Source organism: Glycomyces lechevalierae (genome assembly GCF_027622945.1).
GTDB classification, from domain to species: Bacteria; Actinomycetota; Actinomycetes; order Mycobacteriales; family Micromonosporaceae; genus Glycomyces; species Glycomyces rutgersensis.
Window position 1 is genome coordinate 115,686 of record NZ_JAPZVQ010000012.1, and the last position, 24,877, is coordinate 140,562.

The window sequence follows — 24,877 nt, forward strand, 5'->3', positions numbered from 1 at the left end:
GAAGGCCCCGAACCGGTCCGGTTCGGGGCCTTCGCCGTACGTGGCCTGCCGGTAGTAATCAGGAAAAAAACAACGCTAAGCGCGGTCGCTGGTCAGAGCGTTGACGTTAGGCCCGGGTGAGGACGGCGGCGAGGGCGAGGTCGCAGGCGGCGGCGTGTAGCTCCTCGGTGATGGGCACGCCGTGGTTGCGGAACAGGCCGATGATCTCGAGGGCGACGGGCTCGGCCTCGTACTCGACGCGGGAGAGACCGTACCTCGTGAAGGTGCGCACCGCATCAGGCGGGAGGCGGACCTCGACGCCGGTGGCGCGGTAGGCGTCGGGGCTGGCGAACTCCTCGTCCTCCATCACACAGCCCCTTCGGCTGGCGCGGCTTCGAGGGTCTGGCGCCCGGCGGCGCGGAGCTCCTTGAGGTCGGGGATGTGGTTGTAGAGGGTGCCGACGCTGACGCCGAGGAGGTCGGCGATGGATTCGACGGACCGCTCGGGGTTGGGCAGCAGGTCCCGGGCCGCGGCAAGGAGCTTGGCGTCGACCACCGTGGGCCGGCCTCCCGTGCGGCCTTGCGCCTTGGTGGCGTCCAGCCCTTCGCGGTTGTTCTCGACGATGAGCTCGCGGACAAACTCGGCCAGGGCCGCGAAGACGTGGAGGACCAGACGCCCACCGGGCGTGGAGGTGTCGATGCCCTCCTTCATGGAGGTGAAGCCGACGCCTTGCCGCTTCAACTCGGCGACAAGCGCGATGAGGTCCTAGAGCGGGGGCAAACAGAAATACACCTGAAACAGGCAACCATCCATACTGGAGGTTTTGATGGCTGTCGTCCCGAGGTGGCGGCGTTTGGAGTGCCGGTGCAGGATCCTTCACCCAGATCGTGCCCTCCTTCCAGGGACTGAGTCGACCCCACTGCGATCCGCCTGCGCCGCCGCGCCAGACCACCCAGATTCAGCAAGCTCAGCTGTTACGTGTGACAAAGCATTTGCGCGCCAACGCCGTCCTCGAATAGCTTCCTCATGGGCCACAGACGGTGTCATCGACCGATCACGCCAAGGCCAGATCGATGGACAGGAGCGACTATGGCGGACGAGGCGTTTCTCTCGCGCAGCTACGAGGCCTTCGCGGAGATCGAGGAGGAATTCAAGGACGTCCTGGATCAAAGTCTCGATCCTCGCGGCCCCGATCTGCTCTATGACGTCGCGGCGGAGCTTGCGCTTGTCCCCGGCGCATCCGTCCTTGATGTCGGGTGCGGCGAAGGACGGCACACTCTGGAACTGGCAAGGCGTTTCGGATGGCAAGTTCGGGGCGTCGATCCCGTGAAACGTCACGTCGAGCTCGCCGTACAGGACCTCGCCCACCACGCAAACGACAATCCCGCATTCCAGAGCGCCGTGACATTCGAGTTGGGGACCGCCGAAGACCTCCCATCTCTCGCCGCGGCGGTGGATCTGATCTGGTGCCGCGATGTGCTCGTCCACGTCGAGGATCTCGCAGCGGCCTTTGCTGAGTTTCGCCGCGTGCTCGTCCCGGGCGGTCAGGTGCTGATCTACCAGATGTTCTGCACCGATCGGATGGAGCCGAACGAGGCGTCCTGGCTGTTGCCCACGATGGGCTGCGTGCCCGCGAACATGGACCCTGAGCGCGCGGAGGCCGCGATGCGCCGGGTGGGCTTGCGGATCGACCAGCGCATCGTTCTCGGCACCGAATGGGGCCAGTACGGCCAGGAGCACACAGGCAAAGGAGCGCGGAACCTGCTGCACGCGGCCCGGCTACTGCACGAACCGGACCGCTACATCCGCAGCTTCGGCCAGGACAACTACGACATCGCGCTCGGCGACTGTCTCTGGCACGTCTACCGCCTCATCGGCAAACTCAGCGACCGCATCTACCTGTTGTCCGCGCCCGCTGAAGCTTGAACTGGGGTCAGAACCACCGAGCTCGACCTGACAGCGCTACCTCGGCCTGCCGGAAGTAATCGTCAGCGCTCATAACAAGGAGCTGCGGCCGGAACGACTAGTCTTCCTGGTTCCTTAGCTCCTCAAGCGAGGGCTCCGGCGTTTCGTACGCGATGACTTCGCATTCAAGGAATTCAGGCGTGTCGTAATCCTCCGCATCCGCGTTGCCAAGCAGGTCGACGCAGCGCGTGTACTCTTCGTGATAGTCAACGAACACCTGTAGCTCTTCCTCGGTGACGGGTTCATTCATGAGGTCCTCGTAGTAGTCGCAGATCTCGTCCTCAGGTGCTATGAGCCAGTCTTCGCACATCTTGTAGCCCGAAGGCAATGGCGATTCCGTCTCTGTGGACTCGTCCTCGGGCAACAGGTCGCCGAGATCCCCGCCTTCACCGGATTCTTCCATCTCTCGCGAGATGTCCTCCAGCTCCTCAAGCGAATATGCCTTGTCAGGATCGGTGCCTCCCCACAGGCAGGCAGGGCCGATGTTGCTCTCAAAACCTGGCTCGCTGAACGCATGAGCCATCCACTCTTCGCAGGTCTTCCGCTCGGGCCGTATCGCGATCGTCACCGCGATAATCCCGATCAGGAGGACCAGGGCCGCGCCCGAGATAATGAGTATCTTCTTGCCCCTCGTCGAAGACGCGAAGGAACGGAACCGGCTTGTCATCGTTGTCTTCCTCTCCAGTCAGGCCCCTTCGCAGACGTCAAGCAATCGGACCTCTGCGTAATGTGACGGCTGCGAACTAGGGACGAACTGCTGATCTCGACGACTGGTCGACCGCATTGACAGTGACACTTCGAGCATCGTCGAGGGCTCATTACGGACTGCAAGCCCTACGAAGCGCCACTACGACCTGCCGCGGCCGCTCCATTGGGTCAGTGTCCCGCAGCAAAATTACGGGGGGACCGGATCCGCGTATTCGTATTTTTGGCAAGAAAGATGCCGATAGCGCATACAACCGGTGTTGAGCCTCCATTGGCCCGCCGGTAGTAATCGGCAAAAAACTACGCTAAGCGCGGTTGCTGGTCAGAGCGGTGACGTTCGGCTTGGGTGAGGAAGAGGTCGCTTGGCAGTGCGAGGCTTCAGCACCGAAGCCGCCTCTCGAGGGTTGATCATGGGTGGATGCTGAATCTGACATGGGACACCAACTGCCTAATCACGATCGAGAGTGACGACCCGAGGAGGGCGGCCGACAAGGTCGCGCTCCAGCACCTGCTGAGCCTCCACGATCAGGAACAGGTGCGAATCAGGCTGTCGGCCGGCACGGCCGCTGAGTTGCAGCCCGACCGGACCTATCTACAGAACTTGCAGCGCTTCCAGGACCGTCGCACGAAAGCCGGACTCGGGCACCTGGAGCTTCTACACGCGCCCGCACGGTTGGACATGGCCTTCCTTCGCCACATGGTGCTGGTAGATGACGACTTTGATGCAGAGATCAGGTCCATGTTCGCGGAGATGTTCCCAGGTGAGTCGTACGACCCGCCCGCCGATTTCGACGAGACGTCCCCTGCGACGCAAGCGTGGAGGAACAAGATCATCGACGTCGAGATGTACTGGAGCCATATCAAGAACGACGGCCACCTGTTCGTCACCAGGAACTCCAGAGACTTCATCGATGACGGCCGCAGGGAACGTCTTCTGGAGTTGTTTGGTGGACGTGGGATCGAAGTCCCCACCGACGCGGTGGGCTGGGTAAGTCAGAACCTCCGGGACTCAGAGCGTTGACGTTCAGCTGGGTAAGCGCTGCGGCGAAGGCGAGGTCGCCAGCCGCGACGCAGAGCTCGTCGGTGACGTGGATGCCGTGGTTGCGGAAGAGGCCGACGATCTCGAGGGCAATGGTCTCGGCCTCGTACTCGGCGCGAGACTGCGTCTGCCTCGCGAAGGTACGCACGACCTTCGGCGGGAGCTGCACTTCAGCGCCGACCGCACGGTAGGCGTCAGGGCTGGTGAACTCATCTTCCATCACGAAACCCCTTCGGCTGGTGCGGCTTCGAGGCCTGCCAGTGTAGTAATCAGGAAAAACAACGCTAAGCGCGACTGCTGGTCGGAGCGTTGGAGCCCGCCGTGGTCGGTCGCTCCTGGCCGCCGCTCGGTCTCCCAGACGTTGCACCACAAACACGCCCAGGCGAGGTTCTCCAAGTCGTTCGTGCCGCCGTCGAGGATTCCCACCCGGTGATCGAGCGATCCGATGCGCCGACCGACCATCGCCCACGGCATCGGCCGCCCGTCATGACCAGTAGGGCGCCGCTCCAACGCGAGCGACCCGCAGTAGACGCAGCGCCCCTGCGCGCCCTCGGCGACCTGCCACACCTCCAGCGGGGTCACTCTCCGCTCCGGTCGGCCGGACATGAGGCGCTCACGGCTCGCCGTCTTCGCCTTGACGCGGCACCACTGGAGACGTTCGCGCTCGGTCGTGCGGGCGAGGTAGTCCTCCCAGGAGGTGTAGACCGGGGCTGGTAGTTCGACGCCGACTTCCTCTGCGGGGGCTTCGAACCCAGGGCGAGACTGCCAGGCCTCCGTGAAGGCGCGCACCTCATTCGGTGAGGGCCGGGCCGCGCTATTGGTGGGGCGGTCGGTATCAGGGCTGGTGACCTCTTCCTCCATCACGTGGCGCTTTCACTCGCTGCGGCTTCGATGGCCTGCCGTCCGGCGGCGCGGAGCTCCTTGAGGTCGGGGATGTGGTTGTAGAGGTTGCCGACGCTGACCTGGAGCAGTTCGGCGATCGACTCGACGGACCGGTCGGGGTTGGGCAGGAGGTCGCGGGCGGCTGCGAGGAGCTTGGGGTCGACCACGGTGGGGCGCCCGCCCTTGCGGCCGGCGGCGCGCGCGGTGGCGAGGCCTTCGCGGGTGCCTTCGATGATGAGCTCGCGAACGAACTGCGCGAGGGCGGCGAAGATGTGGAACACGAGCCGCCCGCCCGGCGTGGTGGTGTCGATGCCCTCCTTGATGGAGGTGAAGCCGACATGCTGCTGCTTGAGATCTTCGACGAGGGTGACGAGGTCCTGGAGGGACCGGCCGAACCGGTCGAGCCGGGTGACGACCACGGTGTCCCCGGGCTCGGCGAAGTCGAAGGTGTCGGCCAGGCCGGGCCGGTCGGCGTTCTTGCCCGAGAGCTTGTCGCTGAAGATCCGGCGGCACCCGTGGCGGCGCAGCGCCTCGATCTGGGAGTCGAGGTTCTGGTCCCGGGTGGACACGCGCGCGTAGCCGATGAGGATGCCCGAGACCGGGACGGGCAGGAGCAGTTCGCCGGGGTCGGCGGGCCTCGGGGCGAGGTCGGTCACCTCCCCAGGCTACGGGTCGGCCTCAGAAAGGGTCGAACCGGGTTTCTGAAGGCGTTCTGACGCTCGGAGTTGTTGAGGCCGAATCGGGCCGGAATCGGGCGCGCGACCACGCCGGAGCCGATCCCTCAGCAATCGATCGTTTTCTGACGGAGGCTTGCCGAGCGCATAGCTCTGCGGGAAGGCATCGCTGGTGCGAAGCTCAACGTATGAACGAAGGTGACGACATCGATGATTCCAGTAGCGCTGCTGACTTCGACGTGCGTGTCACCGTCGGCCCGATGCGGGCTGCCGGCGTCGTGTCACGGCGGTCGTCTAGCCTCCCTGACAGCGTCGATGCCGTAGAAGCTGCAATGAAGGCCCAAGGTCTCAGAGTCGAGCTGGTGCCTCCCGAAACCGAAGTTCGGGGAGGCCGGGACATCTTTGAGATCGTTCTTCCCACTGTGGTGGTCTTGAAGGACATCGGGCTTGGCGTCATCGCGAGTGCCTTGTGGGATGCCATCAAGGTGCTGCGAGGGACCCCCGCGGGCGAGGGGAGGAGTGTTCGCCTGGACATCACGTTCCGCCCCAACGGCAAGGTGAAGCGTTTTAGAGGCCCCTGCGACCCGCTTACCGTTGAGGCGCTTCAGATGGTGCTCGATAGTCAGGCGGTCGAGGTGGATCCGCGCGATGATGAACCCCCGAGAGGGTCCCTACGCCTGTAGCGGTTGACAGCGAGCCAACGGGACTTCCGTAAGACCGCGGCGTCCCCGGTGAGACGACCGGAGCGCCGCGGCACATCGTTACCCGACCAGGCGATCCCACACGACCGCAGCCGCCTCGACGACCTTGACGATGCCGGCTATGAACACCGTGGCGGTGCCGAACCGCTTCGCTTTCTGCACGAAATGGGCCACAAGCTGGTGACGGTCTCGTGTGAAGCGGATACGCTTCATTGGTTCCTCCCTAGTTGGAGTGACTGGAATGAAGATCCGCCCGGATCGATTGGTACCCGCCCGGACGGATCGCATGACATAGAGAAACGACGAGAGGACGGACCCACAGGGTCTCGTCCTCTCGTCATCTCGTCATGTGCGGCATGGCCGCTGAGGGCAAATGTACGCCTCGATCGCCCCGTTGTCCAACCGGCGCTGTCCAGTGTGGCTGTGGCTACTCGGCAACCGCGTTCCTGCTTGCGGCACTGCGGTTTCAGTACCTCTTTGGTTGCTTGGCGTAACGCTTGGGGTGTCGAATCGGCTGGAACGTCGCCGTGGAGGGGCCGGTGGCCGTTGTAGTTGTTGAGCTCAGCGATCTCGGCGTCGACGTCGATGGTGATGGCGCCGAAGAAGTTGATGTTGGCGTGGCGGGTCGGCCAAATGTGGGCAAGGAGCTCGTCGTCGACGAAGGCGCCGCGGTGGCGCAAGCGGGCAACGGCGAGTCCGAAGTACTCGGTGGTCCAGGTGACGATCGCGTTGGTGATGAGGGTGAGGCACCAGGCCTGCTCGGTCTGCTGCTCCAGGTGGGCGCGGCGCACGGTCCCGTCGAAGGCGTAGAAGACGTTGCGCCGCAGGGCGTGGACATTCTCGCCCTTGTTGAGCTGTCGGGCGATGCGCCGCTGGTAGGTGTCGTCGGCGAGGTAGCGGGCGGCGTAGATGGTGCGGCGCAGCAGGCCCCATTCCTTGATCGCAGCGGTGGTGGTGTTCTGGTTGCGGCGACTCGAGCAGAGCTTGCCGACGACCAGGGCCGCGGAGGCGTGCCCGTACTTGACCGAGGCCGACACGCGGAGCAGGTCGTCCCAGGACCCCGCGACGAGGTCGGTGTTGAGCCGCTTGGTCAGCAGCGGCCCGGCGAGCGGGTACTGGGTCTCGAACGCAGTCTTCGACCCGGTGCGCGCGAGTGTGATCTTTCCCAGGTCCCGCATCCGGGGCGAGAGCTGGAGGCCGACGAGGTCGAACAGAGCGAAGTTGGCGAGGGTCGCGCCGTGGGTGTCGTCGCGTACTCGGCGATCGGCAGGTCGGTCATGTTCCCGACGAGGTCGTCGAGGACGTAGTGGGCCTCGGCGCCGGGGGCGACGATGATCTTGGTGGAGAACGTCGAGTGCTGGTCGGAGACGCGCGTGTAGGTCGAGAACCCGGTGCCGCGCCCGAAGTAGCGGGCCGAGTGCTTCGCCGAGAGGGACTTGCCGCGCACCGGGAACCGCTGCCCGTCCGAAGAGGAGAGCGTGCCGTCGCCGAAGGCCAGCGCCATCGGGAGCCGGTGATGGAAGTTCACGACCTGCGTGTTCGCCTCCGCGAGCGTCGACGCGAGCGTGTCATAGGAGACGCCGCAAGAGTCGGCCATCGTCTCCAGGCCCATATTGGTCGCCTCGGCGAGCAGCACGTAGATGAGGTTGCGCTTGAGCTCGGGTGAGCGGGCGACTTTCCCGCCGGCGTGGGTGAGGGCGTCGAGGAAGTGGGTCTTGGCGTCGATCTCGACTAGCAGGGCGGCCAGGGAGATCCGCGGAAGGAGCGCTTCGATCTGCGATCGGAGGTCGTCGACCTCCTCGGGCACGAACTCGGCCTCCAGACGCGGGATCACGAGCCCGCCGTTGTCGTCCAGGCGCACCTGCCCGGGGTCGCCGCCGGCGCCCAGGAGCCGTTCGAGGTCGGCCAGGGCGGTGTGGAGCTCGTCCTCGGCCGCCGCGATCGCCTCGGCCGGGGCGCGGACTCTTCCCGGTGGTCAGGCAGAACCCGGTGCGCAGCGGCTCCCACGCCTCGGTCGTGAGCAGGAACGACGCGGGGTCGGCGTACCGCCGGGAGCCGGGCACGAACACGTCGCCGGAGCGGAGGGCGTCGCGCAGCGCCAGGAGCACGCACAGCTCCCAGTAGCGGCGGTACCCAGTCTGGTCCCCGGCCTTCGCGGCCGCGTCGAGGTAGCCGCGCCACTTGACCGGCACGAAGTCGGCCGGGGCGTCGGCGGGGACTTTGCGGGCACCGGTGGCGTACAGCTCGGCGAGGATCGCCGTGGCCTTCACCAGCGGCTCGACCGCGTCGACGCCGGCGGCGAAGCCGACCGCGGCAAGAACCTTCGGCGCGAACTGGCGGACGTAGGAGAGGGAGGCGTCCATCATCGACAGGTGTCCGTGGTCGCGTGGAAGGCGGGCCTGGCGCGCGGCGTGGGCCTCGCGCAGCCGCTCCATGCCGATCTCGCCGCGGATGTAGACGCCGACCTCGTCGTCGGCGATGTCGGTGTCGAGCAGGACGGCAAGGAGCTCATCGAGCAGGGCCTGGCGGCCCTCACCGGCCTTCGCCCGCTCCGCCAAGGCCTCGTTCATCTTGGTGCGCGCGAACGACTCGCGGCCGGAGACGGCCTGGTCGAACAGGCTCACAACCTCGTCGAGGACGTCGATGGCGAACTGCGAGAGCACCGTGAGCATGATCGGGTACCGCCGCTCGGCTTCGCGCCGCTGGAGCTGCTGGCCGGTGGGCTTGCGGCCCCGCAGCGCCAGGAACCGGCGCCGCTCGGCAGGGAGGACCGACAGATCGAGCTCGTGCGCGTCCAGGCCACGCAGGAACGCGAGCTTGTCCAGCTCGGTCTTCACGCCCTGGACCGAGGCCTGCGTCGGCGGGTTCGACAGCCAGAACAGGCGCGTCGATTTCAGCTCCTCGTCGACCTCGAGCAGCGAGTCCAGCTCGGCGGCACGCTGCGGCGTCACCAGATCCGCGACGCGGGTCCAGGTCTCGGCCTCGGCCGCCTCGCGCGCGGTCGCGACCCGGTGCAGGAGGCTGGTCACGCCCGGCCGGATCGTCTTGACCGACGCCAGGTACTCGCAGCCGAGCTTGAAAAGCAGCTTTGCGGAGTCGTGCTCCATCGCGCGAGCGAACAGGAACTCGTCGAGGTCCTTCCAGCCCTTCGTATCGAGCGTCCGCCAGTTGGTGTAGGTGGCGATCTGGCGCAGGTGCTCGGTCCGCGTCTGCGCGCGGTCGCCGTACTCGCCCAGCTCGCTGATGCCGATCACGAGCGTTTCGGAGAGTCGGGCGACGGCCTCGCGCGGCGCGGTGGTGATGTCGTCGGGCACGAACCCGAGCCAGGGCAAAGTGCAGAGCTGGACCGCGGCGCCGAGCTTGTTCGTCTGGCCGCGGAACCGGCTCAGGAACTGCCCGTCGGCCGCGGTCAGGGTGAAGTGCTTGATCAGCTCGGCCCGGTTGATCGAGGGGAACCGCCGCAACTGCTCCAGCTCGGCTTCGGTGAAGGCGTCGATGGTACTCACGAGCCGGGAACCTACCGAGCGCCGATCAGCCGCTCCTCGGTGCCCTTGCGCGACAGGGCCTTAGCGTTGTTTTTTCCTGATTACTACCAGGAGGCCTACGTCTACTCGACCGGTCGGCCCAGCGTCAGGTACGCGAACCCGAGCAGCCCCCGGTGCCCGCGCAGCCACCAGTCCCGGTGCGCGTCGGCCTGCTCGCGGACCTCGGCCGCCCGCGGATGCCCGGGGTTGGCCAGCAGCCAGACCTCCTTGTCCGCCAGGAACTGCGACTCGAAGTCGTCCCATTCGGACTGCTCCACCGACTCCACCCGCAGCGGACGGAACCCCGTCGCGATCGCCGCGTTCACGAACTCCGGCAACAGCAGCCAGTCGGACGGCTTCGTCCCCGGCCACATCGCGGCCAACTCGGTCTCGGTCGCCACCCTGTTCCACACGCCGTCACCGATGAGCAGCCGCCCACCGGGCTTGACGATCTTGTACAGCTCCCGCAGCGCGTCCACAGCCGTCCCGAACGCGTGCACCGCACCGATCGAGATCACCAGATCCGCCGGTTCGGTCCAATCCGCGCCCTGGTACTCCACGAACTCGAGCCGGTCGGCGATCCCGCGCGCGGCCGCACCCGCCCGGCCCCGCTCCAGCAGCTCCAGATCCGAATCGATCCCGTACGCCTTCGCGCCGGGCACCTTCGCCGTCACCCGCTGCAGCAGCTCACCCCAACCGCACCCGATGTCCACGATCACCCGCGGCTGCGCCGCCGCGCACTCCTCGACCTGCCGGTCGAGACGCCAAGCGGCGATGGGGGAGTTGCATTCCAGAAAACCGTACCGAGACGGCCCGTCATAAGAAGTCATCGGACGCCACGCTAACAACACCGCCGCCGTCCCGCAAACGCATTGCCGCACCACGGCCCGACCGCTACCGTGACCCCCATGATCACCGTCCACGCCTATGTCTGGGCCCGCCCCGAACACCGCGACGCCTACCGCGAAGGCCTCCGCGCCCTCCAGGCCTCCACCAAGGCCAACGACGCCGGATGCCTCCGCTACGAGTTCTGGACCGCCATCGACGACCCCGACGCCTTCGTCTGCGTCGAAGCCTGGACCGACCTCGACGCCCTCAACGCCCACCTCGACGCCCCGCACCACATCGCCGGCAGCGCCGCCCTCGACGCCTACCGCGCCCGCCCCACCGAGATCGAGATCTACCAGTCCACCCCCATCAGCCTCTGATGCCACAACAGGATGGAACACTCGCAACCATGACCGACCTCAAGACCCACCTCCACCGCTACCTCCAATCCGGACGCGACGCCGTCCTCTGGAAACTCGAAGGCCTGGGGGAGTACGACGTCCGCCGCCCCCTCACCCCCACCGGCACCAACCTCCTCGGCCTCGTCAAACACCTCGCCAGCACCGAGATCGGCTACTTCGGCGACACCTTCGCCCGCACCTTCCCCGAAAACCTGCCCTGGCTCGACCTCGCCGACGAAGACCCCCAGGCCGACCTCTGGGCCACCCCCGACGAGAGCCGCGACTACATCACCGACCTCTACCGCCGCGTCTGGGACTTCTCCGACACCACCATCCGCGAACTCGACCTCGACTCCCGAGGCAACGTCCCCTGGTGGCCCACCGAACGCTCCGAGGTCACCCTCGGCCAGATCATCACCCACATGATCGCCGAGACCCACCGCCACGCCGGCCACGCCGACATCACCCGCGAAGGCATCGACGGCGCCGCCGGCATGCGCCAAGGCAACGACAACCTCTGGGTCGAAGAGCAGTCCCGCACCGAATACTTCGACCTCGTCGAACGCAACGCCCGCAAAGCCGCCGGCCTCTAACACGGCAACGGGCCCCGGCGGCGACCACCACCGGGGCCCGACCATCGAACCGGACAAACCACGCAGCAACGCGCGGGGGAGTAGGGCTACTCCTTGCCCTCCCGCTCCGCCAACCGCGCCTCCGCCGCCAAAGCCCGCTCACGCCACGACTCCACCGCCGCGTTCCTCTCCGCACCCGCGGCCTCCGCCGACTCCACCCGCGACTCCAGCACACGCCGATCCGCTACCGCACCCGCCAGCTCAGCACGCAGCCGATCCACATCACCGGCCTGCTCCACCGCGCGCGACACCGCCGCCTCGGCATCACGCCGCGCCACCGCCACCTCCGCGACCAGCGACTCCACCCGCGACCGCTCCGCGTCCCGCTCGGCGATGAACCCCAGCGCCCGCGTCTCGGCCCGCTCCAGCGCCGCCTCACCGGCCCGCAACGCCTCAGCCGCCTCCGCAGCGACCTGATCCGCCCGCGCCCGAGCCGCCTCCGCCTCACCACGCGCCGCGACCGCCACCTGCTCCGCCTCCTCACGGGCACTCACGGCCGCCTCCCGCTCGGCGACCGCCACCGCCCGCGCCTCCTCAGCCGCCCGCGCCGCCGCCTCGGCCTCCTTGCGCCCGGCCACCGCCGCGACCGCCTCGGCGACCGCCGCCGCCGTCTCCCCACGAGCCGCCTCCGCGTCCCGCACCGCCGCCAACCGCGCCGCGACCGCCTCCTTCGCCCGGCCCTCGGCCGCCTCCAAGGCACCCGCGACCCGCTCGGCCTCGCCCTGCGCCGACACCAACTCCTCACGCAGCCCCGCAGCCCGCGAGGCGACCTCGTCCCGCTCCGCCCGCGCCGCCGCCACCGACGCCGCCGCATCCGACCGCACCTCCGCGAGCCGCGCCTCGACCTCCGCCGGATCCGTCTCCGCCCGCAACGCCTCAGCGAGCGGCGCCAGCGCCGACGACATCGACTGCTCGATCTGCTCGTACAACTCCTCAGCCCGCGCCAGAGCGCCCTCGAGCCCCGGCGTCGCCCGACGCAGCTCGCGCTGGCGCTTCGCCTGCGACGCGCAGTCGCCCTCCGCGCAGTACAGGCGCGGGCGCCCGCGCCCGGGCTGCTGCGGGACCGGCGTCCCGCACCGCTTGCACAGCGTCGCGCCCTTCACGGGCGTCCGGGTCGCGGGAACGGTGGTCTCGTTCGTACCTGTTTTCGTCATGCACACAACCTACCATTATTAATTTCCGTTTTTAATATTTAAATAACGGAAAAACAAGCGTGTCGCCTCCACCCGTATAACTCACGAGAAGTGCCGTTCCCGCAAGTAATGATGATCTGGGGCCAGACACGACCTCCCGCGAACCGAGCCCCCGTTCGTCGGGTCGGTGACCCTATTGACGCGATCGGGCCCGCAACGCCGGTCCGGGGCACGCCGGAGCGGATGGCCGGAAATCGGTGTGGCACGGGCACGCCGGGGTCTGGTAGAAAACGTGAGTGCTTACAGGCGACAAGATCGGGCTCAGGGCCCGCCATGAGGACGACATTCCCGTACTGCTCGAGGAACTCACCGACCCGCTCACCACGGCCCGTGCGACCGGCCTCCCGTGGCGGCCGTACACCCCGGGCTCGAAGGAGGCGCCGTTCAACGTCGACGACACCAAGGAAGGCGTCGTCCACTTCTCGGTCGTGGACCTCGAGGACGGCGCGCTGGCGGGTGTCGCGAACCTGTGGGGCATCGACAAGCACCACCGCACCGCCCACCTCGGCCTGGGATTGCGGCCGTCCGTGCGCGGCAAGGGATTCGCCACCGACGTCGTCGCGGTGCTGTGCCACTACGGGTTCGTCGTGCACGGCCTGCGTCGGCTGCAGATCGAGACCCTGGCGGACAACACCCCGATGCTGCGCGCCGCCGAACGCAACGGCTTCACCCGCGAGGGTGTGCTGCGCGACGCGGAGTGGGTCATGGGCGAGTGCCTGGACCAGGTGATCCTCGGCCTGCTCGTGGACGAGTGGAAGGCCGCCGCCTAGCTCCCGGGTTCTCGCGTTCGGGCCCTGACGTGCGATGCCGCTGCCAGGATGGCGGTATCGCAACGACGAAGGGAGCCCGCGATGGGTTCGATCCTCAACCCGTACGTCCAGTTCAACGGGGACGCACGGGAGGCCATGGAGTTCTACAAGAGCGTCCTCGGCGGCGAGCTGAGGGTGATGACCTTCGGTGAGTCCGGGGTGCCGGGGCCGGGGTCCGACAAGGTCATGCACGCACAACTCACCTCTGAGGCGGGGTACACGATCATGGCCTCCGACACGCCGCCCGGCATGGAGTACAAGCCCGGCCAGAATCTTTCGATCAGCATCTCCGGCGACGAGGCTGAGCGCCTGCGGACGTACTGGCAGAACCTGGGCGAGGGTGCGACGATCACCATGCCCCTCGAGAAGCAGATGTGGGGCGACGAGTTCGGCGCGCTGGTCGACCGGTTCGGGATCAACTGGATGGTCAACATCACCGCCGGCCAGTGACGCCGACGCGACGATGAAGCGGGTGCCGGACCCAGGGTCCGGCACCCGCTCGCTCATTCATTACTTGCGGGAATCTCGCTAGTCAGTTGAGGCCGCGCGGGATCCGCCAGAACGCGATCCCGGCGAGGACGGCCGAGAGGCCGACGGCGACGCCGAGTTCGAGCAACTGGAAGTCCCAGTACCGGTCGGCGGGCTGGTACACCACTTCGAACGAGGCGTCGAACCCGGTCATGCAGTCGTCGGGGGTGCCGCCGGTCTTGTCGCAGGCCTCGATGTCCGCCTCGGTGACCTCCGTGCCGTCGCCTTTGTAGACGGTGATGTAGTCCGAGATCACCCACGCCCCCGGGATCGTGTACCCCTGGATGCCGGCGCCTTCGGGGCCGATGCCGAACGAGTCGATCTGGCCGACGGTGTTCGCGTCCGACCACTGGATGGTCTCGGTGACCGGCTCGGCGAAGTGCGGCCGGACCACGTTCGCCATGAGGAGTTGGAACGCGGCGAACACCAGGAGCGTCACGGCCATCGCGACGAGGGTCTTGCGGGCGAGGACGCCGACGACGAGCCCGAGGGTGAACGCCAGCAGCGCGTATCCGAACGGCGCGAGGTCCCGCGCGGCGAACGTCAGCGGCTCGAACCGGGAGTTGACGAGGCCGTCGAACGGTTCGGCGGCCCACGACAGCAGCAGGCTGAGACCGCCGGTGAACAGGACGCTCACTCCCCCGGCCAGCGCGAGTTTCACTGCGAGCCAGCGTTTTCGGGTGACGGACTGGTTCCAGACGAGGCGGTGGGTGCCGGTTTCGAGTTCGCGGGTGATGAGGGGTGCGCCCCAGAAGGCGCCGATGAGGGCGGGTCCGACGATGAGGAGGAGTCCGATGAGGAGGAGTCCGGGGCCGAAGGTGTCGGCGAAGGCGTGTTTGGCGTCGTCGCATGCGGTGGTGCAGTCGGTGATGGTGAGTCGGTAGGTGTCGCGGAGGTCGGTTGCGAGGTAGAGGAGGTAGGCGGCGGCTGCGGCGATGAGGGCGGCGGTCCAGAGGGTTTGGGCGCGCATTTGGCGCCAGGTCAGCCAGATCATGCGCGGGTCTCCTGGAGGGTCGGGGCGGTGAGGCCTTCGGCGCGGTGGAGGTAGGTGAGGACCATGTCTTCGAGGCCGATGGTGTCGGCGCCGGGGAGGTCGAGGGGGTGGCCGGTGGTGTTGTGGACGATGAGGGTGGTCTGGCGGTCGGTGTGGTCGGCGGCGATGAGGTCGATGCCGTCGGGGAGGGTGTCGAGGGTGCCGCGGGGGCCGATGAGGCGGTGGTGGTTGGCGGTGAGGTCGTCGATCTCGCCTGCTACTTGGACGCGGGATTCGGCGAGGACGATGAGGTGGTCGCAGACGCGTTCGACGTCGCCGATGAGGTGGGAGGAGAGGATGACGGAGATGTCGAGTTCGGCGACGAATTCCATGAGGTTCTGGAGGAAGGCGCGGCGGGCGAGGGGGTCGAGGGCGGCGACGGGTTCGTCGAAGATGAGGAGTTTGGGGCGTTTGGCGGCGGCGATGGTGAGGGCGAGTTGGGCTTTCTGGCCGCCGGAGAGTCGTCCGGCTTTCTTGGTCGGGTCGAGGCCGATCTGTTGGATGCGGGTGCGGGCGAAGGTGTCGTCCCAGGTGGGGTTGAGGCGTTTGCCCATGGTGAGGTGGTCGGCGACGGTGAGGGTGGCGTAGACGGGGGTGTCTTGGGCGACGAAGCCGACGTCGGCGAGTTGGTGGGCGTCGGCGGCGGGGGTGCGGCCGAGGACGTGGATGTGGCCGCTGGTGGGTCGGATGAGTCCGGCGGCGAGGGCGAGGAGGGTGGATTTGCCGGCGCCGTTGGGGCCGACGAGGCCGACGATGCGGCCGGCGGGGATGTCGAGGGTGGCTTCGGTGAGGGCGGTGTGCCTGCCGTAGCGCTTGGTGAGTGTGTCGGTGCTGAGGACTGGGGTGTTCATGGGGTCACCTGTGGTGCCTTTCTGATGGTGGTGTCGAAGAGGGCTTGGATGGCGGCGTCGTCGAGTCCGGCTTCGCGGGCGCGGGTGATCCAGGCTTGGAGTGCGGTTTTGAGTTCGGCGTGGGCGTCGAGGGTGTCGTCGGCGAGGGTGGCGGTGACGAAGGTGCCGCGTCCTGGTTGTGGTGCGACGAGTCCTTGGCGTTCGAGTTCGCGGTAGGCCTTGAGGACGGTGTTGGGGTTGATGGCGATCTTGGCGACGACTTGTTTGACCGTGGGCAGCTGGTCCCCCACGTCGAGCATGCCGAGTCGGAGGGCTTGCTGGACTTGGTGGACGAGTTGCATGTACGGGGCCACGCCGGAGCGCGGTTCGAGGTGGAAGTCGATCACGAAGTTTCTCTATTTCACTAGGATGTTAGCACTATAGGTCCATGGGGGTGGGTCCGTCAATCCCGGGGTGGTCCCACTCCCCTGCCGGGGTCTATCGTCCCTGGTTGCGGGGGTGGCGGCGGGCGTGGCGTTCGTTGCCGAACTTGTAGGCGCCGGTCCAGCGGGCCATCACGTGCTGCTCCTCCCCCGCGGCGATCTCGGCGAGGAACGTGGCGGCGCGGGCGCCGCGGAGGGTGGCGGCGGCCCGGCCGCGGTGGACGATGACGATCGTCCCGTCCCCGCGCTGGGTGTAGCTGAAGCCGGAGGGTGCGGTCACGGCTCGGTCGCCGCGACGCGGGCGGCGTTGCGGGCCATGAAGGCGGCGCCGATGCCGCCGAGGAACCCGAACAGGTGGCCCTGCCAGGAGATGTGCGGCAGGGACGGGAAGATCCCCCACACCGCGGTCCCGTACACGGCGAGGACGGCGAGGGCGATGAGGAAGTCGCCGATGCGGCGCATGACGATGCCGCGGGCGAGGAGGTAGCCGAGGAGCCCGAAGACGACGCCGGAGGCGCCGACGGTCACCGAGTGCGCCGGTGAGAACAGCCAGACGCCGATGCCGGAGGCGAGGGTCGCGACGATGAGGGCGATCCACATGCCGCGCCAGTCGCGGAGGGCGGCGATGGTGCCCATGACGATGAGGGGCACGGTGTTGGAGGCGAGGTGGGCGGCGCCGGCGTGGAGGAACGGCGCGGTGGCGATGCCGGTGAGGCCTTCGAGGCTGCGCGGGGTGATGCCGTAGGCGGTGAGGTGGGCCGGGACGATCCAGTCGGTGATGAGCAGGAGCCACATGAGGGCGATGACGGCGCCCCAGAGGGTGAGGACGCGGCGGAGGGGGTGGAGGGGCGCGGGGCCGGTGGGTTGCGTCATCGGGTTCCTTCAGGTGGCGCGGTCGTTCAAGGGGCGCAGTCGTTGCAGCGGCGCGGTCGTTCAAGGGGTGCGGTCGTGCGGGGTCGTCGTGTTGAAGGGTAGTCGGTGCGCGCGTCTGTGCGGCCGCTCGCTCGGGTCGGGCGCGATGGCGGGACGGGGCCGGTTCGGATGATAGGTTCCCTCGATGGCCTTTAGCCTGCTGAGTCGAGTTTGGAAGCCGGTGGCCGCCGCGTGTGTGAGCGTGGGGCTGCTGGCGGGTTGCGGCGCGGATGACGGCGCCGCCGAGGAAGGGAGTGCCGACGTGGTGCAGATCAGTGACGGTGTCGAGGTGTCGGTCTCGCCGGAGACGGACGCGAAGCCGGTCGTCTCGGTGCCGAGCGGTGAGGAGCCGCCGAAGGCGCTGTTCACGTTCGACGTGGTCGAGGGCTCGGGTACCGAGGCGAAGGCCGGTGACTCGGTCGCGGTCCAGTACGCGGGGTTCAACTGGTCGAACGGCAAGGAGTTCGACGCGTCGTGGAACCGTGGCGCGCAGCCGTTCTCGGTGTCGCCGCTGGGTTCGGCGCCGGTGATCCAGGGCTGGAACGACGGCCTGGTCGGCGCGCAGGTCGGCGACCGGCGCCTGATCGTGATCCCGCCGGAGCTCGGTTACGGCGCGCAGGGCGCGGGCGGCGTGATCGGCCCGAACGAGACCCTGGTCTTCGTGGTGGACGTGGTGTCGATCAACGGCAAGTCCTAGTCCCCCAAGGCTGTTCGAGGGGCGTCGCGCGGTTGCGCGGCGCCCCTCTCTTCGTGTCGGTCAGCCTCCGGCGATGGACGGGAGGATCTGGATGTCGTGGCCTTTGACGGGCGTGTCGAGGCCTTGGAGGCGGCGGCTCTCCTCGTCGCCGACGTAGATGTTCACGTACCGGCGCAGCCGCCCGGCCTCGTCGCGGAGCCGCCGGCCCAGGCGCGGGTGGGCGGCGGTGACCAGGTCGAGGACGTCGCCGAGCGTGGCGCCGTCGGGGACGTCGACGTCGAGGTGGCGGTTCCCGCCGCATTCGGAGGCGAGCGCGGCGGGCAGTTTCACGTCGATGTTCACGGGGTCTCCATGGCGCGCACGCAGAGGACGTCGGGCAGGTGGGCGGCGACGAGGTGCCACTGTCCGGTGTCGTCCGAGGCCCACACGTCGCCGCAGCGGGTCCCGAAGTACCAGCCGGGGTCGGCGGCGTAGTCGGTGCACGCGCCGTCGCGCATGACGGTGCCGAAGTAGGGCTCCTCGGGCAGGCCGGTGCCCCAGGGCTCCCAGGTGTCGCCGCCGTCGGTGGTCCGCCAGGCGCTGATGCGGTGGCCGGGCGGGGTGCGGTCCATGGATTCGCCGACGGGCCAGGCCATCACGGTGCCCGGCTGGGTCGGGTGGGCGACCATCGCGAACCCGAAGTTCGTGGGCAGGTTCGCGGAGATGTCGGTCCAGCCGCCGTCGGGCCGGGTCGCGCGGTACGCCGGGCCGTGCGACTGGGCGAAGAGCGTCCCGGCGGCGTCGCGGGTGACCTTGTGGATGCAGTGCCCGGACTCGGGTTCGGGGTCGGGCCCGTAGTCGACGGTGATGCCCTTGGTGATGCCGTTCCAGGTCTTGCCGTCGTCGTGGGTCTGGTAGATCCCGCCGGAGGACATCGCGATGGTGAGGGTCGCGGGGTCGCCGGGGTCGGGGACGATGGTGTGCACGGCGGGCCCGGCGCCGCCGGAGGCCCACGTGGTGTGCTCGGGGTGGTCCCACAGGGCCTGGTTGAATTCGAAGGTCTGCCCGCCGTCGTCGGAGGTCCACAGGCTGGTGGGTTCGACGCCGGCCCAGACGCGCCGGCCGGGGCCGAAGGCGAGCTGCCAGATCTTCTTGACGGTGTTGGTCTGCTCGGCGTCGGGCTGGTCGATGCCGGCGGTGTCGGAGTAGTCGAGGGGCCGGTAGGGCAGGTCCTGGGGGAAGGCCATGGGGGCGTTCTCGGGTTCGGACCAGGTGGCGGCGGCGTCGTCGGAGCGCCAGATGGAGGGGCCGAAGAACGTGGAGGCGCCGACGAGGACGCGGCCGGTGGCGGGGTCGGCGGCGATCGCGAAGATCTCGGCGACGGCGGTGAACCCGTCGTCGTCGAGTTTCGCGGGGCCGTCGACGGACCAGTGGACGCGGTCGTCGCTGGTGGCGGTGAAGAGGCCTTTGCGGGTGCCGATGAGGACGAGGTAGGCCATGGCGGGCTCCTTTGCCGTGCGGTGTGGCTGTCAGCCCCCATCGTCGCGCCAGGGTGTGACGTTTTCAGGCCGTTCGGGGTTTCACCCGGTCGCGGCGGCCGCGATCGCGGCGGCGACTTCGTCGGGGGTGCGGCGGGTGGTGTCGACGACGTGGGTGGCGTCGCGCATCCATTCGTCAAGGGCGGCCAGGTAGGTGTCGTAGTGGTCGAGGCGCCACTGCTTCGCGGTGGGCTCCTCGGCGTCGTGCTCGACGCGGGTGGTGAAGGTGTCGCGTTCGGCGTGGAGGGTGAAGGCGCGCACGGGGATCCCGGCTTTCGCGAAGCCGTCGGCGAGCTCGGTCCAGTACTCGCGCTGGAGGACCGACTGCGGGATGACGAGGGTGCCGCCGACGTAGTCGAGGACCTGGCGGGCGGTCTCGATCGTGAGGCCGCGCCGGGGGTCCCATTCCTTGAAGTCTCGGCACGGGACGTCGCCGATGATGGGACGCAGGAGGAATCCGATGTGCTCGGAGTCGAAGACCCGCGCGGGGAGGGCGTCCTTGAGCAGGCGCGCGGTCGTGGTCTTGCCGGCGCCGAAGTTGCCGTTGAGCCAGACGATCATTCGCGGAATCTAGCAGGAGCGGCCCTGTTCCGCGCTCCCCGTTTGTGTTACGTTGCGAACACCCCGGGCGCACTGCCGCGCCGACCTGCCCGTTCGTGTCCCGTTAGGACGTTCCCATGCGCGCCTCCCGCCTCCTCCTGGTCCTGCCGCTCGTGCTCGCCGCCGGCTGCTCCGACCTCGCCGATCTCGCCGACGAGCCGACCGCCGGCGCCCCTACAGGGTCCGGTTCGCAGGTGTCGAACGAGTTCAGCGCCACCGCGCCGTTCACCGTCACCGTCGACCCGGCGGCGCTGAACGCGGACATCGAGGCGCTGGAGGTCGCCGAGGAGCGCGATGCCGGGTATGACCGGTCGTTGTTCCCGCACTGGAAGGACGATGACGGGAACGGGTGCGATGCGCGCGATGACGTGCTGGTCAAGCAGGACCGGTCGGGCGGCCTGACGGAGGCCGACTGCGACGGGGCGATGACCGGCGAGTGGATCTCGATGTACGACGGCGAGACGGTCACGGATTCGGGTGACATCGACATCGACCATTTCGTGCCGTTGAAGGAGGCGTGGGGGTCGGGTGCGGTCGACTGGACGACCGAGGACCGTCAGGCGTATGCGAACTGGCAGGAGAACAACTGGCATCTCATCGCGGTGACCGCGTCGTCGAACCGGTCCAAGTCGGATCAGGATCCGGCCGAGTGGATGCCGGAGGATGAGGGCGTGTGGTGCGCGTACATCTGGGCGTGGGTCGCGGTGAAGACCGAATGGCATCTCACCGTCGATGAGGCGGAGAAGGCCGCGCTGCTGGACTACACGGCTTCGAGCTGCTAGCCGAGGGCGAGCCAGGTGATCCCCCGGGCTTCGGCTTCGGTGTGTTCGGCGGGGGTGAACGGGTCGCGGCCGGTGGCTTTCGCGATGAACGCGACCGGGTCGAGGCCGAGCCGTTCGAGGGTCGTGTCGTGGCCTGGGCCGAGGAGGAGCCCGGTGAGGTGCGCGGCGGCTTCGCGGGTGGTCCAGCGGGGCCGGTGGAGGGCGTCGGCGAGGTCGATGCCGTGGACGGCGACTTCGACGACGCGGGTGGTGAGGAAGTCGGTGAGGGTCATCGGGTCGCCGTGGCGGGTGGTGACGCGCCGGGACGCCGGTTCGGCGGCGCACCGTCCGACCGCTGACCGCCAGGTGGTGTCGAAGCGGGCGGCGACGGCCGGTCCCCCGTCGCGGGCGGCTTCGGCGGCCGAGTCGAGGCGCAGGGCGTCGGTCTCGGGCGAGAAGCGTTCGTCGGGCCGGTAGTACCCGGCGGCGTCGACGAGGGCGGCCGGGGGTTCGGGGGCGTCGAGCATCGGGCCGAGGCGCCCGAGGGCCATCGTGACGTGAGCGGCCAGCGCGGCGGCGTCCCATGGGGCGCAGCGGGTCGGGGCGGTCCAGGCGTCGTCATCGAGGGCGTTGAGGACGGCGGCGAGCCGCTGCGACTCGCACTCGAGCGCGGTGAGCGCGGATGGGATCATGAGCGGCATCCTATTGTCTTGTGCCCGTGGGAGTGCCGATGCTGTATGCCGCTGTCGTCCGTCCGGTGATCGACCGGGTCCATGTGTCGCTGCGGAACGCGGTGCGTCCGCAGGTCCGGGAGTTGTACGGGCGGCGGGGGTTGACGCCGGGCGTGGAGATCGACGTGTTCTACGCGTTGCTGGACCATCCGGTGCCGGAGTCGGCGCTGGCGGCGCGGATGGTGTATTGGCCGTTCGATCCGGAGGCGGCCGAGGCGCCGGGGCTGGTCGAGCGTGTCGACGGGTGCTGGCGGTTGACCGGGGACGGGCGGGCGGTGGCGTTGGAGGCGGAGCGGGTGTTCGCTGCGGCTGCGGAGCGGTTGTGGTCGTTCCGGCCGTCGCCGTCGCTGCCGGGCCTGGCCGCGGTGGAGGCGGTGCTGCCGCTCGTGGAGCGGCTGCTGGAGGCGGGGCAGGCGCACGGCGGTCCGGTGTTCCGGGCGTTGACGCCGGTGTGGGAGCCGGCGGGCGCGTCGCCGTCGGCGCTGCTGGTCTCGCGGCTGGAGGCGCTGCGGCACTACCGGGCGGACGCGCACCGGGCCGCGTGGGGCGCGGCGGGCCTGACGGTGGCGCAGGTCCAGGCGTTGGGGCCGGGCCCGGAGCGCGACGCGATCGAGGCCGAGACGAACCGGCTCGACGGCGTGGTCTACGAGGCGCTGGACGCCGATGAGCGGCTGGTGCTGCTGGGCGGGCTGGGTGCACTGCCCGACGGGCTGGCCGACCGGTAGGCGAGGGGCCCTCGCGGTGGCGTAGGTTGCCGGACATGGTTACTGAGGCTTGGGAGGCGCGGCTCGCCGCGCTGTGGGAGCGGCTGGATGCGATGGGCCGCGAGGAGTTCGTGCAGGCGATGAAGGATCTGGCCGCCGAGTGCGACCCGGAGGATCCGGTGGCGCTGTTCGAGGTCGGCGGCGCGCACGATTCGACCGGGTTCACCGAGACGGCCGTGGGCTATTACGAGCGGGCGGTCGCGGCGGGCCTGTCGGGGGTGCGGCGACGAAGGGTGTCGATCCAGATGGCGTCGTCGCTGCGCGAGACCGGGCACCCCGAGCGGGCCTTGGAGATGATCGCCGAGGAGAAGGCGCGCGGTTCGGACGCGTACGACGGGGCGCTGGCGATGTGCGAGGCGTTGACGCTCGCGAAGCTCGGCCGCGACCGTGAGGGCCTGTCGGTGGCGCTGGTCGCGTTGGCGCCGACGCTGCCGCGCTATCAGCGGTCGACGGTGAACTATGCGCGGGGCCTGGTCGGGCTCGACCCGGTCTAGTACCGCTCCGGGGGTGTTGTGCCGCATGGCGGCAGGGCGGTCCTCATCGATGCCCTGGTCTAGTCGAGGGGGTCGGTGAGGGCCGCTTCGAGGTTGGCGGCTTGGGCGCCGTCGGTGTCGGTGCCGGAGGTTCCGGCGATCATGATGAGGGCCTTCCAGATCGTCCAGGCGCGGGCGCGGGCCCAGGTGCCGTCGTCGAGGCCGGCGGCGTCGCGGAAGCGGCGGCGTTCGGCCCGGTCGAAGTAGGTCCAGGCGATCTGGAGGTCGCAGGCGGGGTCGCCGACGCCGCAGGTGCCGAAGTCGATGAGCGCCGAGAGCCGCCCGCCGGTGGCGAGGAGGTTCCCGGCGGCGATGTCGCCGTGGAACCACACCGGGTCGTGCCCCCAGACGGTGGTCATCGCAGTGGCCCAGGCGGTCTCGCAGGCTTTCGCGTCGACGCGGTCGCCGAGGATCCGCAGGGCGGTCTGGACTTCGTCGGCGTAGGCGCTGGGGTGGCAGCCGCGGTGGAACGAGTGCCGGCCCGCGGCCGGGCCGTCGCTTGTGGGGGCGTGCCGCAGTTCGGTGAGGACCCGGCCGAGGTCGGTCGCGAGGCGGTCGCGGTCGACGCCGGCGGCGTCGATGAGGGTGTCGCCGTCGAGCCAGCGCCGGACCGACCACGGGTGCGGGTAGGCGTCGGTGGGGCGGCCGGTGGCGACCGGTTCGGGCACGGGGACGGGCAGGTGCGGGGCGAGGGCCGGGAGCGCCCGGTCTTCTTTCGCGACGGCGGCGACGTACCCGGGCCCGCTGGGCAGGCGCACGGAGAGGGTGTCGCCGAGGCGGAAGGTGCGGTTGTCCCAGCCTTGGCGCGGCACGGGGGTGACGGGCAGGTGGGCCCAGTGCGGGAACTGGTCGGCGATGAGCGCCTGGACGAGTCCGGTCGTGATGTCAGTCAACAGGGGTGTCCTTGACGAGGTCGAGGAGGCGCTGTGCGCGCGCTCGCGGGGTGTCGGCGGGGATGCGGGTGATCCGGTAGCCGTGTTCGGTGTAGGCGTCGACGTGGACGCGTTCGAAGCGGCGGGCGTCGTCGATGCTGATGCGGCGCACCGGGGTCGGGGTGATCGCCCCGAGAAGGTCGAACAGGAACACGCGCGGCTGGTAGACGGTGGCGGCGTGGGTGAGTGCGGCGGTGAGGACCGGGCCGACGGGGTGGCCGGTGAAGCGGGCGAGGGCGAGGGCGCACACCGGGGACCGGTCGAAGAACTGCGCCGGGCCCGGCAGCGCGTCCGCGGCGCGTTGGCGTTCCCGTTGCAGCGCGGCGATCGCCTCGCAGAAGTCGGGGCGCTCCCAGGGGGCGTCCTCGCCGGCGGCTTGGGCGGCTTCGATGAGGTCGGTGGCGGCTTCGGGGATGACGGTGTGCCCGGCCTCGGCGAGGATCCGGGCGACGGTGGTCTTGCCGGCGCCGGGGGCTCCGGTGAGGATGAAGCGGCGCAAACGGATTCCTTCTAGAGGTCGCGGGCGGTGGTGACGATGACGCGGTCGGCGGCGTCGAGGTGGCCGGCGAGCCGGTCGGCGGCGATCCGGTAGAGGTCGAGGGCGGCCCGGCAGCCGGTGGCGTGGTCGGCGGGGGCGACACCGGTGGCGGTGTCCCACGCGCGGGCCCAGGCGGGGCCCTCGGCGGCGGCGACGGCGTCCCACAGGTCGTTCTCGGAGCCGCAGGTGAGCCGGTGCGCAGCGGCGAGGGGCGTGGCGAGTTGGAGGGCGAGGATCGCCCGGTTCGCGGCGGCCGCGCGGTCCCTGCCGGTGGCGAGCATGCCGTGGACCTTGTGGACTTCTTCGGCGAGGCCGACCAGTTCGCTTGCGGCCCAATGGTCGGCGTCGGGGATCTGGTCCCACGTCCAGGCGTGGGCGCGGGCCTGGAGGCGGGCCATGGTGCCGTCGGGGTCGTGGAGGAGGCGCGCGCCGCGCCAGGCGGCGACGGCGGTGACCGCTTCCCAGGGGCGGGTGAACGCGGCCTCGAGGTCATCCGGGGTCTTGCGGGTGAGGGTGGCCATGCGCCCCTCGGACTGCACGACCGCGGTGCCCGTGCCGGTGTCGTTGTCAGTGTCGCTGTCGGCGGCGAGGATGAGGTCGATGTCGGAGTGCGGGTGGTCGGTGCCGGCCGCGACCGATCCGAACAGGCCGATGCCGAGTGCCGCGGGGGCGTGTTCGGCGGCGAGGCGCTCGGCGATCGCCAGCGCGTGGTCGTGGTGGTGCACG

The 24,877-nt window shown here is 69.1% G+C and carries 31 protein-coding genes and 1 pseudogene; 11 read left to right on the forward strand and 21 right to left on the reverse strand.

All coding sequences use genetic code 11. The annotated features are described in order from the left end of the window. Positions 1–106: 106 nt before the first annotated feature. Together O2L01_RS18290 and O2L01_RS18295 are read right to left on the reverse strand one after the other, a co-directional pair. Positions 107–346, reverse strand: a complete 240-nt coding sequence (locus O2L01_RS18290; RefSeq protein WP_270123444.1) for a hypothetical protein — start codon at positions 344–346, stop codon at positions 107–109. Next, a complete protein-coding gene (locus tag O2L01_RS18295; RefSeq protein ID WP_270123502.1) occupies positions 346–738 on the reverse strand; it encodes a recombinase family protein in 393 nt (130 codons plus the stop codon). Before O2L01_RS18295 ends, O2L01_RS18290 begins: the two co-directional genes overlap by 1 nt. Before the next feature lie 330 nt (positions 739–1,068). Here O2L01_RS18295 and O2L01_RS18300 point away from each other — a divergent pair, with 330 nt between their 5' ends. Further along, a complete protein-coding gene (locus O2L01_RS18300; protein WP_270123445.1) occupies positions 1,069–1,905 on the forward strand; it encodes a class I SAM-dependent methyltransferase in 837 nt (278 codons plus the stop codon). 97 nt (positions 1,906–2,002) lie between these two features. Here O2L01_RS18300 and O2L01_RS18305 read toward each other — a convergent pair whose 3' ends face one another. Beyond that, on the reverse strand, positions 2,003–2,611 hold the full coding sequence (locus tag O2L01_RS18305; protein ID WP_270123446.1) for a hypothetical protein: 609 nt from the start codon (positions 2,609–2,611) through the stop codon (positions 2,003–2,005). A gap of 456 nt (positions 2,612–3,067) precedes the next feature. Here O2L01_RS18305 and O2L01_RS18310 point away from each other — a divergent pair, with 456 nt between their 5' ends. After that, entirely contained in the window at positions 3,068–3,670 is a 603-nt protein-coding gene (locus O2L01_RS18310; RefSeq protein WP_270123447.1) for a hypothetical protein, read from the forward strand. Positions 3,671–3,907: 237 nt separating this feature from the next. Here O2L01_RS18310 and O2L01_RS18315 read toward each other — a convergent pair whose 3' ends face one another. Continuing rightward, positions 3,908–4,549 carry an HNH endonuclease gene (locus O2L01_RS18315; protein WP_270123448.1) on the reverse strand — a complete coding sequence of 214 codons (642 nt, stop codon included), beginning with the start codon at positions 4,547–4,549 and terminating at the stop codon, positions 3,908–3,910. Next, positions 4,549–5,226 carry a recombinase family protein gene (locus O2L01_RS18320; RefSeq protein WP_270123449.1) on the reverse strand — a complete coding sequence of 226 codons (678 nt, stop codon included), beginning with the start codon at positions 5,224–5,226 and terminating at the stop codon, positions 4,549–4,551. The genes O2L01_RS18315 and O2L01_RS18320 overlap by 1 nt, the downstream gene beginning before the upstream one ends. 206 nt (positions 5,227–5,432) lie before the next feature. Here O2L01_RS18320 and O2L01_RS18325 point away from each other — a divergent pair, with 206 nt between their 5' ends. After that, the gene (locus O2L01_RS18325) at positions 5,433–5,927 is read left to right on the forward strand and encodes a hypothetical protein (RefSeq protein WP_270123450.1); all 495 of its coding nucleotides are present in this window, start codon (positions 5,433–5,435) and stop codon (positions 5,925–5,927) included. A gap of 78 nt (positions 5,928–6,005) precedes the next feature. Here the strand turns inward: O2L01_RS18325 and O2L01_RS18330 are convergent, their stop codons facing one another. The 3 genes and pseudogenes from O2L01_RS18330 to O2L01_RS18350 form a co-directional block, all read right to left on the reverse strand. Further along, positions 6,006–6,158: a hypothetical protein gene (locus tag O2L01_RS18330; RefSeq protein ID WP_270123451.1), complete on the reverse strand. Its 153-nt coding sequence runs from the start codon at positions 6,156–6,158 to the stop codon at positions 6,006–6,008. A gap of 317 nt (positions 6,159–6,475) precedes the next feature. Further along, positions 6,476–9,451: pseudogene (locus O2L01_RS18345) on the reverse strand (Tn3 family transposase); the annotation flags it as partial. 101 nt (positions 9,452–9,552) lie between these two features. Further along, entirely contained in the window at positions 9,553–10,299 is a 747-nt protein-coding gene (locus tag O2L01_RS18350; RefSeq protein WP_270123453.1) for an SAM-dependent methyltransferase, read from the reverse strand. Positions 10,300–10,377: 78 nt separating this feature from the next. Here O2L01_RS18350 and O2L01_RS18355 point away from each other — a divergent pair, with 78 nt between their 5' ends. Both O2L01_RS18355 and O2L01_RS18360 read left to right on the forward strand, forming a co-directional pair. Beyond that, positions 10,378–10,677 (forward strand): putative quinol monooxygenase, encoded by a 300-nt coding sequence (locus O2L01_RS18355; protein ID WP_270123454.1) that lies wholly within the window; start codon positions 10,378–10,380, stop codon positions 10,675–10,677. 29 nt (positions 10,678–10,706) lie between these two features. Next, a complete protein-coding gene (locus O2L01_RS18360) occupies positions 10,707–11,291 on the forward strand; it encodes a DinB family protein (RefSeq protein WP_270123455.1) in 585 nt (194 codons plus the stop codon). 86 nt (positions 11,292–11,377) lie between these two features. Here the strand turns inward: O2L01_RS18360 and O2L01_RS18365 are convergent, their stop codons facing one another. Further along, positions 11,378–12,484 carry a coiled-coil domain-containing protein gene (locus O2L01_RS18365; protein WP_270123456.1) on the reverse strand — a complete coding sequence of 369 codons (1,107 nt, stop codon included), beginning with the start codon at positions 12,482–12,484 and terminating at the stop codon, positions 11,378–11,380. 275 nt (positions 12,485–12,759) lie between these two features. On the opposite strand from O2L01_RS18365, the gene O2L01_RS18370 reads away from it, so the two are divergent. Together O2L01_RS18370 and O2L01_RS18375 are read left to right on the forward strand one after the other, a co-directional pair. After that, complete coding sequence (locus O2L01_RS18370) at positions 12,760–13,293, forward strand: GNAT family N-acetyltransferase (protein WP_270123457.1); 534 nt, start codon at positions 12,760–12,762, stop codon at positions 13,291–13,293. A gap of 81 nt (positions 13,294–13,374) precedes the next feature. Further along, on the forward strand, positions 13,375–13,782 hold the full coding sequence (locus O2L01_RS18375) for a VOC family protein (RefSeq protein WP_270123458.1): 408 nt from the start codon (positions 13,375–13,377) through the stop codon (positions 13,780–13,782). An 82-nt stretch (positions 13,783–13,864) separates the two neighbouring features. Here the strand turns inward: O2L01_RS18375 and O2L01_RS18380 are convergent, their stop codons facing one another. The 5 genes from O2L01_RS18380 to O2L01_RS18400 form a co-directional block, all read right to left on the reverse strand. Next, positions 13,865–14,854, reverse strand: coding sequence for an ABC transporter permease (locus tag O2L01_RS18380; RefSeq protein ID WP_270123459.1), 990 nt, complete (start codon positions 14,852–14,854; stop codon positions 13,865–13,867). Next, entirely contained in the window at positions 14,851–15,744 is an 894-nt protein-coding gene (locus O2L01_RS18385; protein ID WP_270123461.1) for an ABC transporter ATP-binding protein, read from the reverse strand. Before O2L01_RS18385 ends, O2L01_RS18380 begins: the two co-directional genes overlap by 4 nt. Continuing rightward, positions 15,741–16,130 (reverse strand): GntR family transcriptional regulator, encoded by a 390-nt coding sequence (locus O2L01_RS18390; RefSeq protein ID WP_270123462.1) that lies wholly within the window; start codon positions 16,128–16,130, stop codon positions 15,741–15,743. Before O2L01_RS18390 ends, O2L01_RS18385 begins: the two co-directional genes overlap by 4 nt. Before the next feature lie 91 nt (positions 16,131–16,221). Further along, a complete protein-coding gene (locus tag O2L01_RS18395) occupies positions 16,222–16,446 on the reverse strand; it encodes a hypothetical protein (RefSeq protein WP_270123463.1) in 225 nt (74 codons plus the stop codon). After that, positions 16,443–17,039, reverse strand: coding sequence for a rhomboid family intramembrane serine protease (locus tag O2L01_RS18400; RefSeq protein ID WP_270123464.1), 597 nt, complete (start codon positions 17,037–17,039; stop codon positions 16,443–16,445). The genes O2L01_RS18395 and O2L01_RS18400 overlap by 4 nt, the downstream gene beginning before the upstream one ends. 184 nt (positions 17,040–17,223) lie before the next feature. Here O2L01_RS18400 and O2L01_RS18405 point away from each other — a divergent pair, with 184 nt between their 5' ends. Then, a complete protein-coding gene (locus O2L01_RS18405; protein ID WP_270123465.1) occupies positions 17,224–17,775 on the forward strand; it encodes an FKBP-type peptidyl-prolyl cis-trans isomerase in 552 nt (183 codons plus the stop codon). Positions 17,776–17,835: 60 nt separating this feature from the next. Here the strand turns inward: O2L01_RS18405 and O2L01_RS18410 are convergent, their stop codons facing one another. The 3 genes from O2L01_RS18410 to O2L01_RS18420 all read right to left on the reverse strand — a co-directional run bounded on the left by O2L01_RS18410 (position 17,836) and on the right by O2L01_RS18420 (position 19,853). After that, positions 17,836–18,117 carry a MoaD/ThiS family protein gene (locus O2L01_RS18410; RefSeq protein ID WP_270123466.1) on the reverse strand — a complete coding sequence of 94 codons (282 nt, stop codon included), beginning with the start codon at positions 18,115–18,117 and terminating at the stop codon, positions 17,836–17,838. Beyond that, positions 18,114–19,253 (reverse strand): WD40/YVTN/BNR-like repeat-containing protein, encoded by a 1,140-nt coding sequence (locus O2L01_RS18415; RefSeq protein ID WP_270123467.1) that lies wholly within the window; start codon positions 19,251–19,253, stop codon positions 18,114–18,116. The genes O2L01_RS18410 and O2L01_RS18415 overlap by 4 nt, the downstream gene beginning before the upstream one ends. 81 nt (positions 19,254–19,334) lie before the next feature. Further along, positions 19,335–19,853 (reverse strand): P-loop nucleotide/nucleoside kinase family protein, encoded by a 519-nt coding sequence (locus O2L01_RS18420; protein WP_270123468.1) that lies wholly within the window; start codon positions 19,851–19,853, stop codon positions 19,335–19,337. Positions 19,854–19,969: 116 nt separating this feature from the next. On the opposite strand from O2L01_RS18420, the gene O2L01_RS18425 reads away from it, so the two are divergent. Continuing rightward, complete coding sequence (locus tag O2L01_RS18425; RefSeq protein ID WP_270123469.1) at positions 19,970–20,674, forward strand: HNH endonuclease family protein; 705 nt, start codon at positions 19,970–19,972, stop codon at positions 20,672–20,674. On the opposite strand, the gene O2L01_RS18430 is transcribed toward O2L01_RS18425, so the two are convergent. Then, on the reverse strand, positions 20,671–21,345 hold the full coding sequence (locus O2L01_RS18430) for a maleylpyruvate isomerase N-terminal domain-containing protein (protein WP_270123470.1): 675 nt from the start codon (positions 21,343–21,345) through the stop codon (positions 20,671–20,673). The two genes, O2L01_RS18425 and O2L01_RS18430, sit on opposite strands and share 4 nt — an antisense overlap. Before the next feature lie 38 nt (positions 21,346–21,383). Between O2L01_RS18430 and O2L01_RS18435 the strand changes: the two genes are divergently transcribed. Both O2L01_RS18435 and O2L01_RS18440 read left to right on the forward strand, forming a co-directional pair. Continuing rightward, positions 21,384–22,109 (forward strand): hypothetical protein, encoded by a 726-nt coding sequence (locus tag O2L01_RS18435; RefSeq protein WP_270123471.1) that lies wholly within the window; start codon positions 21,384–21,386, stop codon positions 22,107–22,109. Between the two features lie 35 nt (positions 22,110–22,144). After that, complete coding sequence (locus O2L01_RS18440; RefSeq protein ID WP_270123472.1) at positions 22,145–22,642, forward strand: tetratricopeptide repeat protein; 498 nt, start codon at positions 22,145–22,147, stop codon at positions 22,640–22,642. Between the two features lie 59 nt (positions 22,643–22,701). On the opposite strand, the gene O2L01_RS18445 is transcribed toward O2L01_RS18440, so the two are convergent. The 3 genes from O2L01_RS18445 to O2L01_RS18455 are packed head-to-tail and all read right to left on the reverse strand — an operon-like array spanning position 22,702 to position 24,876. After that, positions 22,702–23,574 (reverse strand): aminoglycoside phosphotransferase family protein, encoded by an 873-nt coding sequence (locus O2L01_RS18445; protein WP_270123473.1) that lies wholly within the window; start codon positions 23,572–23,574, stop codon positions 22,702–22,704. Next, a complete protein-coding gene (locus tag O2L01_RS18450; RefSeq protein WP_270123474.1) occupies positions 23,567–24,112 on the reverse strand; it encodes an AAA family ATPase in 546 nt (181 codons plus the stop codon). Before O2L01_RS18450 ends, O2L01_RS18445 begins: the two co-directional genes overlap by 8 nt. Positions 24,113–24,123: 11 nt before the next feature. Beyond that, entirely contained in the window at positions 24,124–24,876 is a 753-nt protein-coding gene (locus O2L01_RS18455; protein ID WP_270123476.1) for a nucleotidyltransferase domain-containing protein, read from the reverse strand. Position 24,877 lies beyond the last annotated feature (1 nt).

Coding starts and splice junctions, on each gene's coding strand:
- O2L01_RS18290 (WP_270123444.1), bottom strand. CDS start 346: ATGGAGGACGAGGAGTTCGCCAGCCCCGACGCCTACCGCGCCACCGGC.
- O2L01_RS18300 (WP_270123445.1), top strand. CDS start 1,069: ATGGCGGACGAGGCGTTTCTCTCGCGCAGCTACGAGGCCTTCGCGGAG.
- O2L01_RS18305 (WP_270123446.1), bottom strand. CDS start 2,611: ATGACAAGCCGGTTCCGTTCCTTCGCGTCTTCGACGAGGGGCAAGAAG.
- O2L01_RS18310 (WP_270123447.1), top strand. CDS start 3,068: ATGCTGAATCTGACATGGGACACCAACTGCCTAATCACGATCGAGAGT.
- O2L01_RS18315 (WP_270123448.1), bottom strand. CDS start 4,549: ATGGAGGAAGAGGTCACCAGCCCTGATACCGACCGCCCCACCAATAGC.
- O2L01_RS18325 (WP_270123450.1), top strand. CDS start 5,433: ATGAACGAAGGTGACGACATCGATGATTCCAGTAGCGCTGCTGACTTC.
- O2L01_RS18330 (WP_270123451.1), bottom strand. CDS start 6,158: ATGAAGCGTATCCGCTTCACACGAGACCGTCACCAGCTTGTGGCCCAT.
- O2L01_RS18350 (WP_270123453.1), bottom strand. CDS start 10,299: ATGACTTCTTATGACGGGCCGTCTCGGTACGGTTTTCTGGAATGCAAC.
- O2L01_RS18355 (WP_270123454.1), top strand. CDS start 10,378: ATGATCACCGTCCACGCCTATGTCTGGGCCCGCCCCGAACACCGCGAC.
- O2L01_RS18360 (WP_270123455.1), top strand. CDS start 10,707: ATGACCGACCTCAAGACCCACCTCCACCGCTACCTCCAATCCGGACGC.
- O2L01_RS18365 (WP_270123456.1), bottom strand. CDS start 12,484: ATGACGAAAACAGGTACGAACGAGACCACCGTTCCCGCGACCCGGACG.
- O2L01_RS18375 (WP_270123458.1), top strand. CDS start 13,375: ATGGGTTCGATCCTCAACCCGTACGTCCAGTTCAACGGGGACGCACGG.
- O2L01_RS18380 (WP_270123459.1), bottom strand. CDS start 14,854: ATGATCTGGCTGACCTGGCGCCAAATGCGCGCCCAAACCCTCTGGACC.
- O2L01_RS18385 (WP_270123461.1), bottom strand. CDS start 15,744: ATGAACACCCCAGTCCTCAGCACCGACACACTCACCAAGCGCTACGGC.
- O2L01_RS18400 (WP_270123464.1), bottom strand. CDS start 17,039: ATGACGCAACCCACCGGCCCCGCGCCCCTCCACCCCCTCCGCCGCGTC.
- O2L01_RS18405 (WP_270123465.1), top strand. CDS start 17,224: ATGGCCTTTAGCCTGCTGAGTCGAGTTTGGAAGCCGGTGGCCGCCGCG.
- O2L01_RS18415 (WP_270123467.1), bottom strand. CDS start 19,253: ATGGCCTACCTCGTCCTCATCGGCACCCGCAAAGGCCTCTTCACCGCC.
- O2L01_RS18420 (WP_270123468.1), bottom strand. CDS start 19,853: ATGATCGTCTGGCTCAACGGCAACTTCGGCGCCGGCAAGACCACGACC.
- O2L01_RS18425 (WP_270123469.1), top strand. CDS start 19,970: ATGCGCGCCTCCCGCCTCCTCCTGGTCCTGCCGCTCGTGCTCGCCGCC.
- O2L01_RS18430 (WP_270123470.1), bottom strand. CDS start 21,345: ATGATCCCATCCGCGCTCACCGCGCTCGAGTGCGAGTCGCAGCGGCTC.
- O2L01_RS18435 (WP_270123471.1), top strand. CDS start 21,384: ATGCTGTATGCCGCTGTCGTCCGTCCGGTGATCGACCGGGTCCATGTG.
- O2L01_RS18440 (WP_270123472.1), top strand. CDS start 22,145: ATGGTTACTGAGGCTTGGGAGGCGCGGCTCGCCGCGCTGTGGGAGCGG.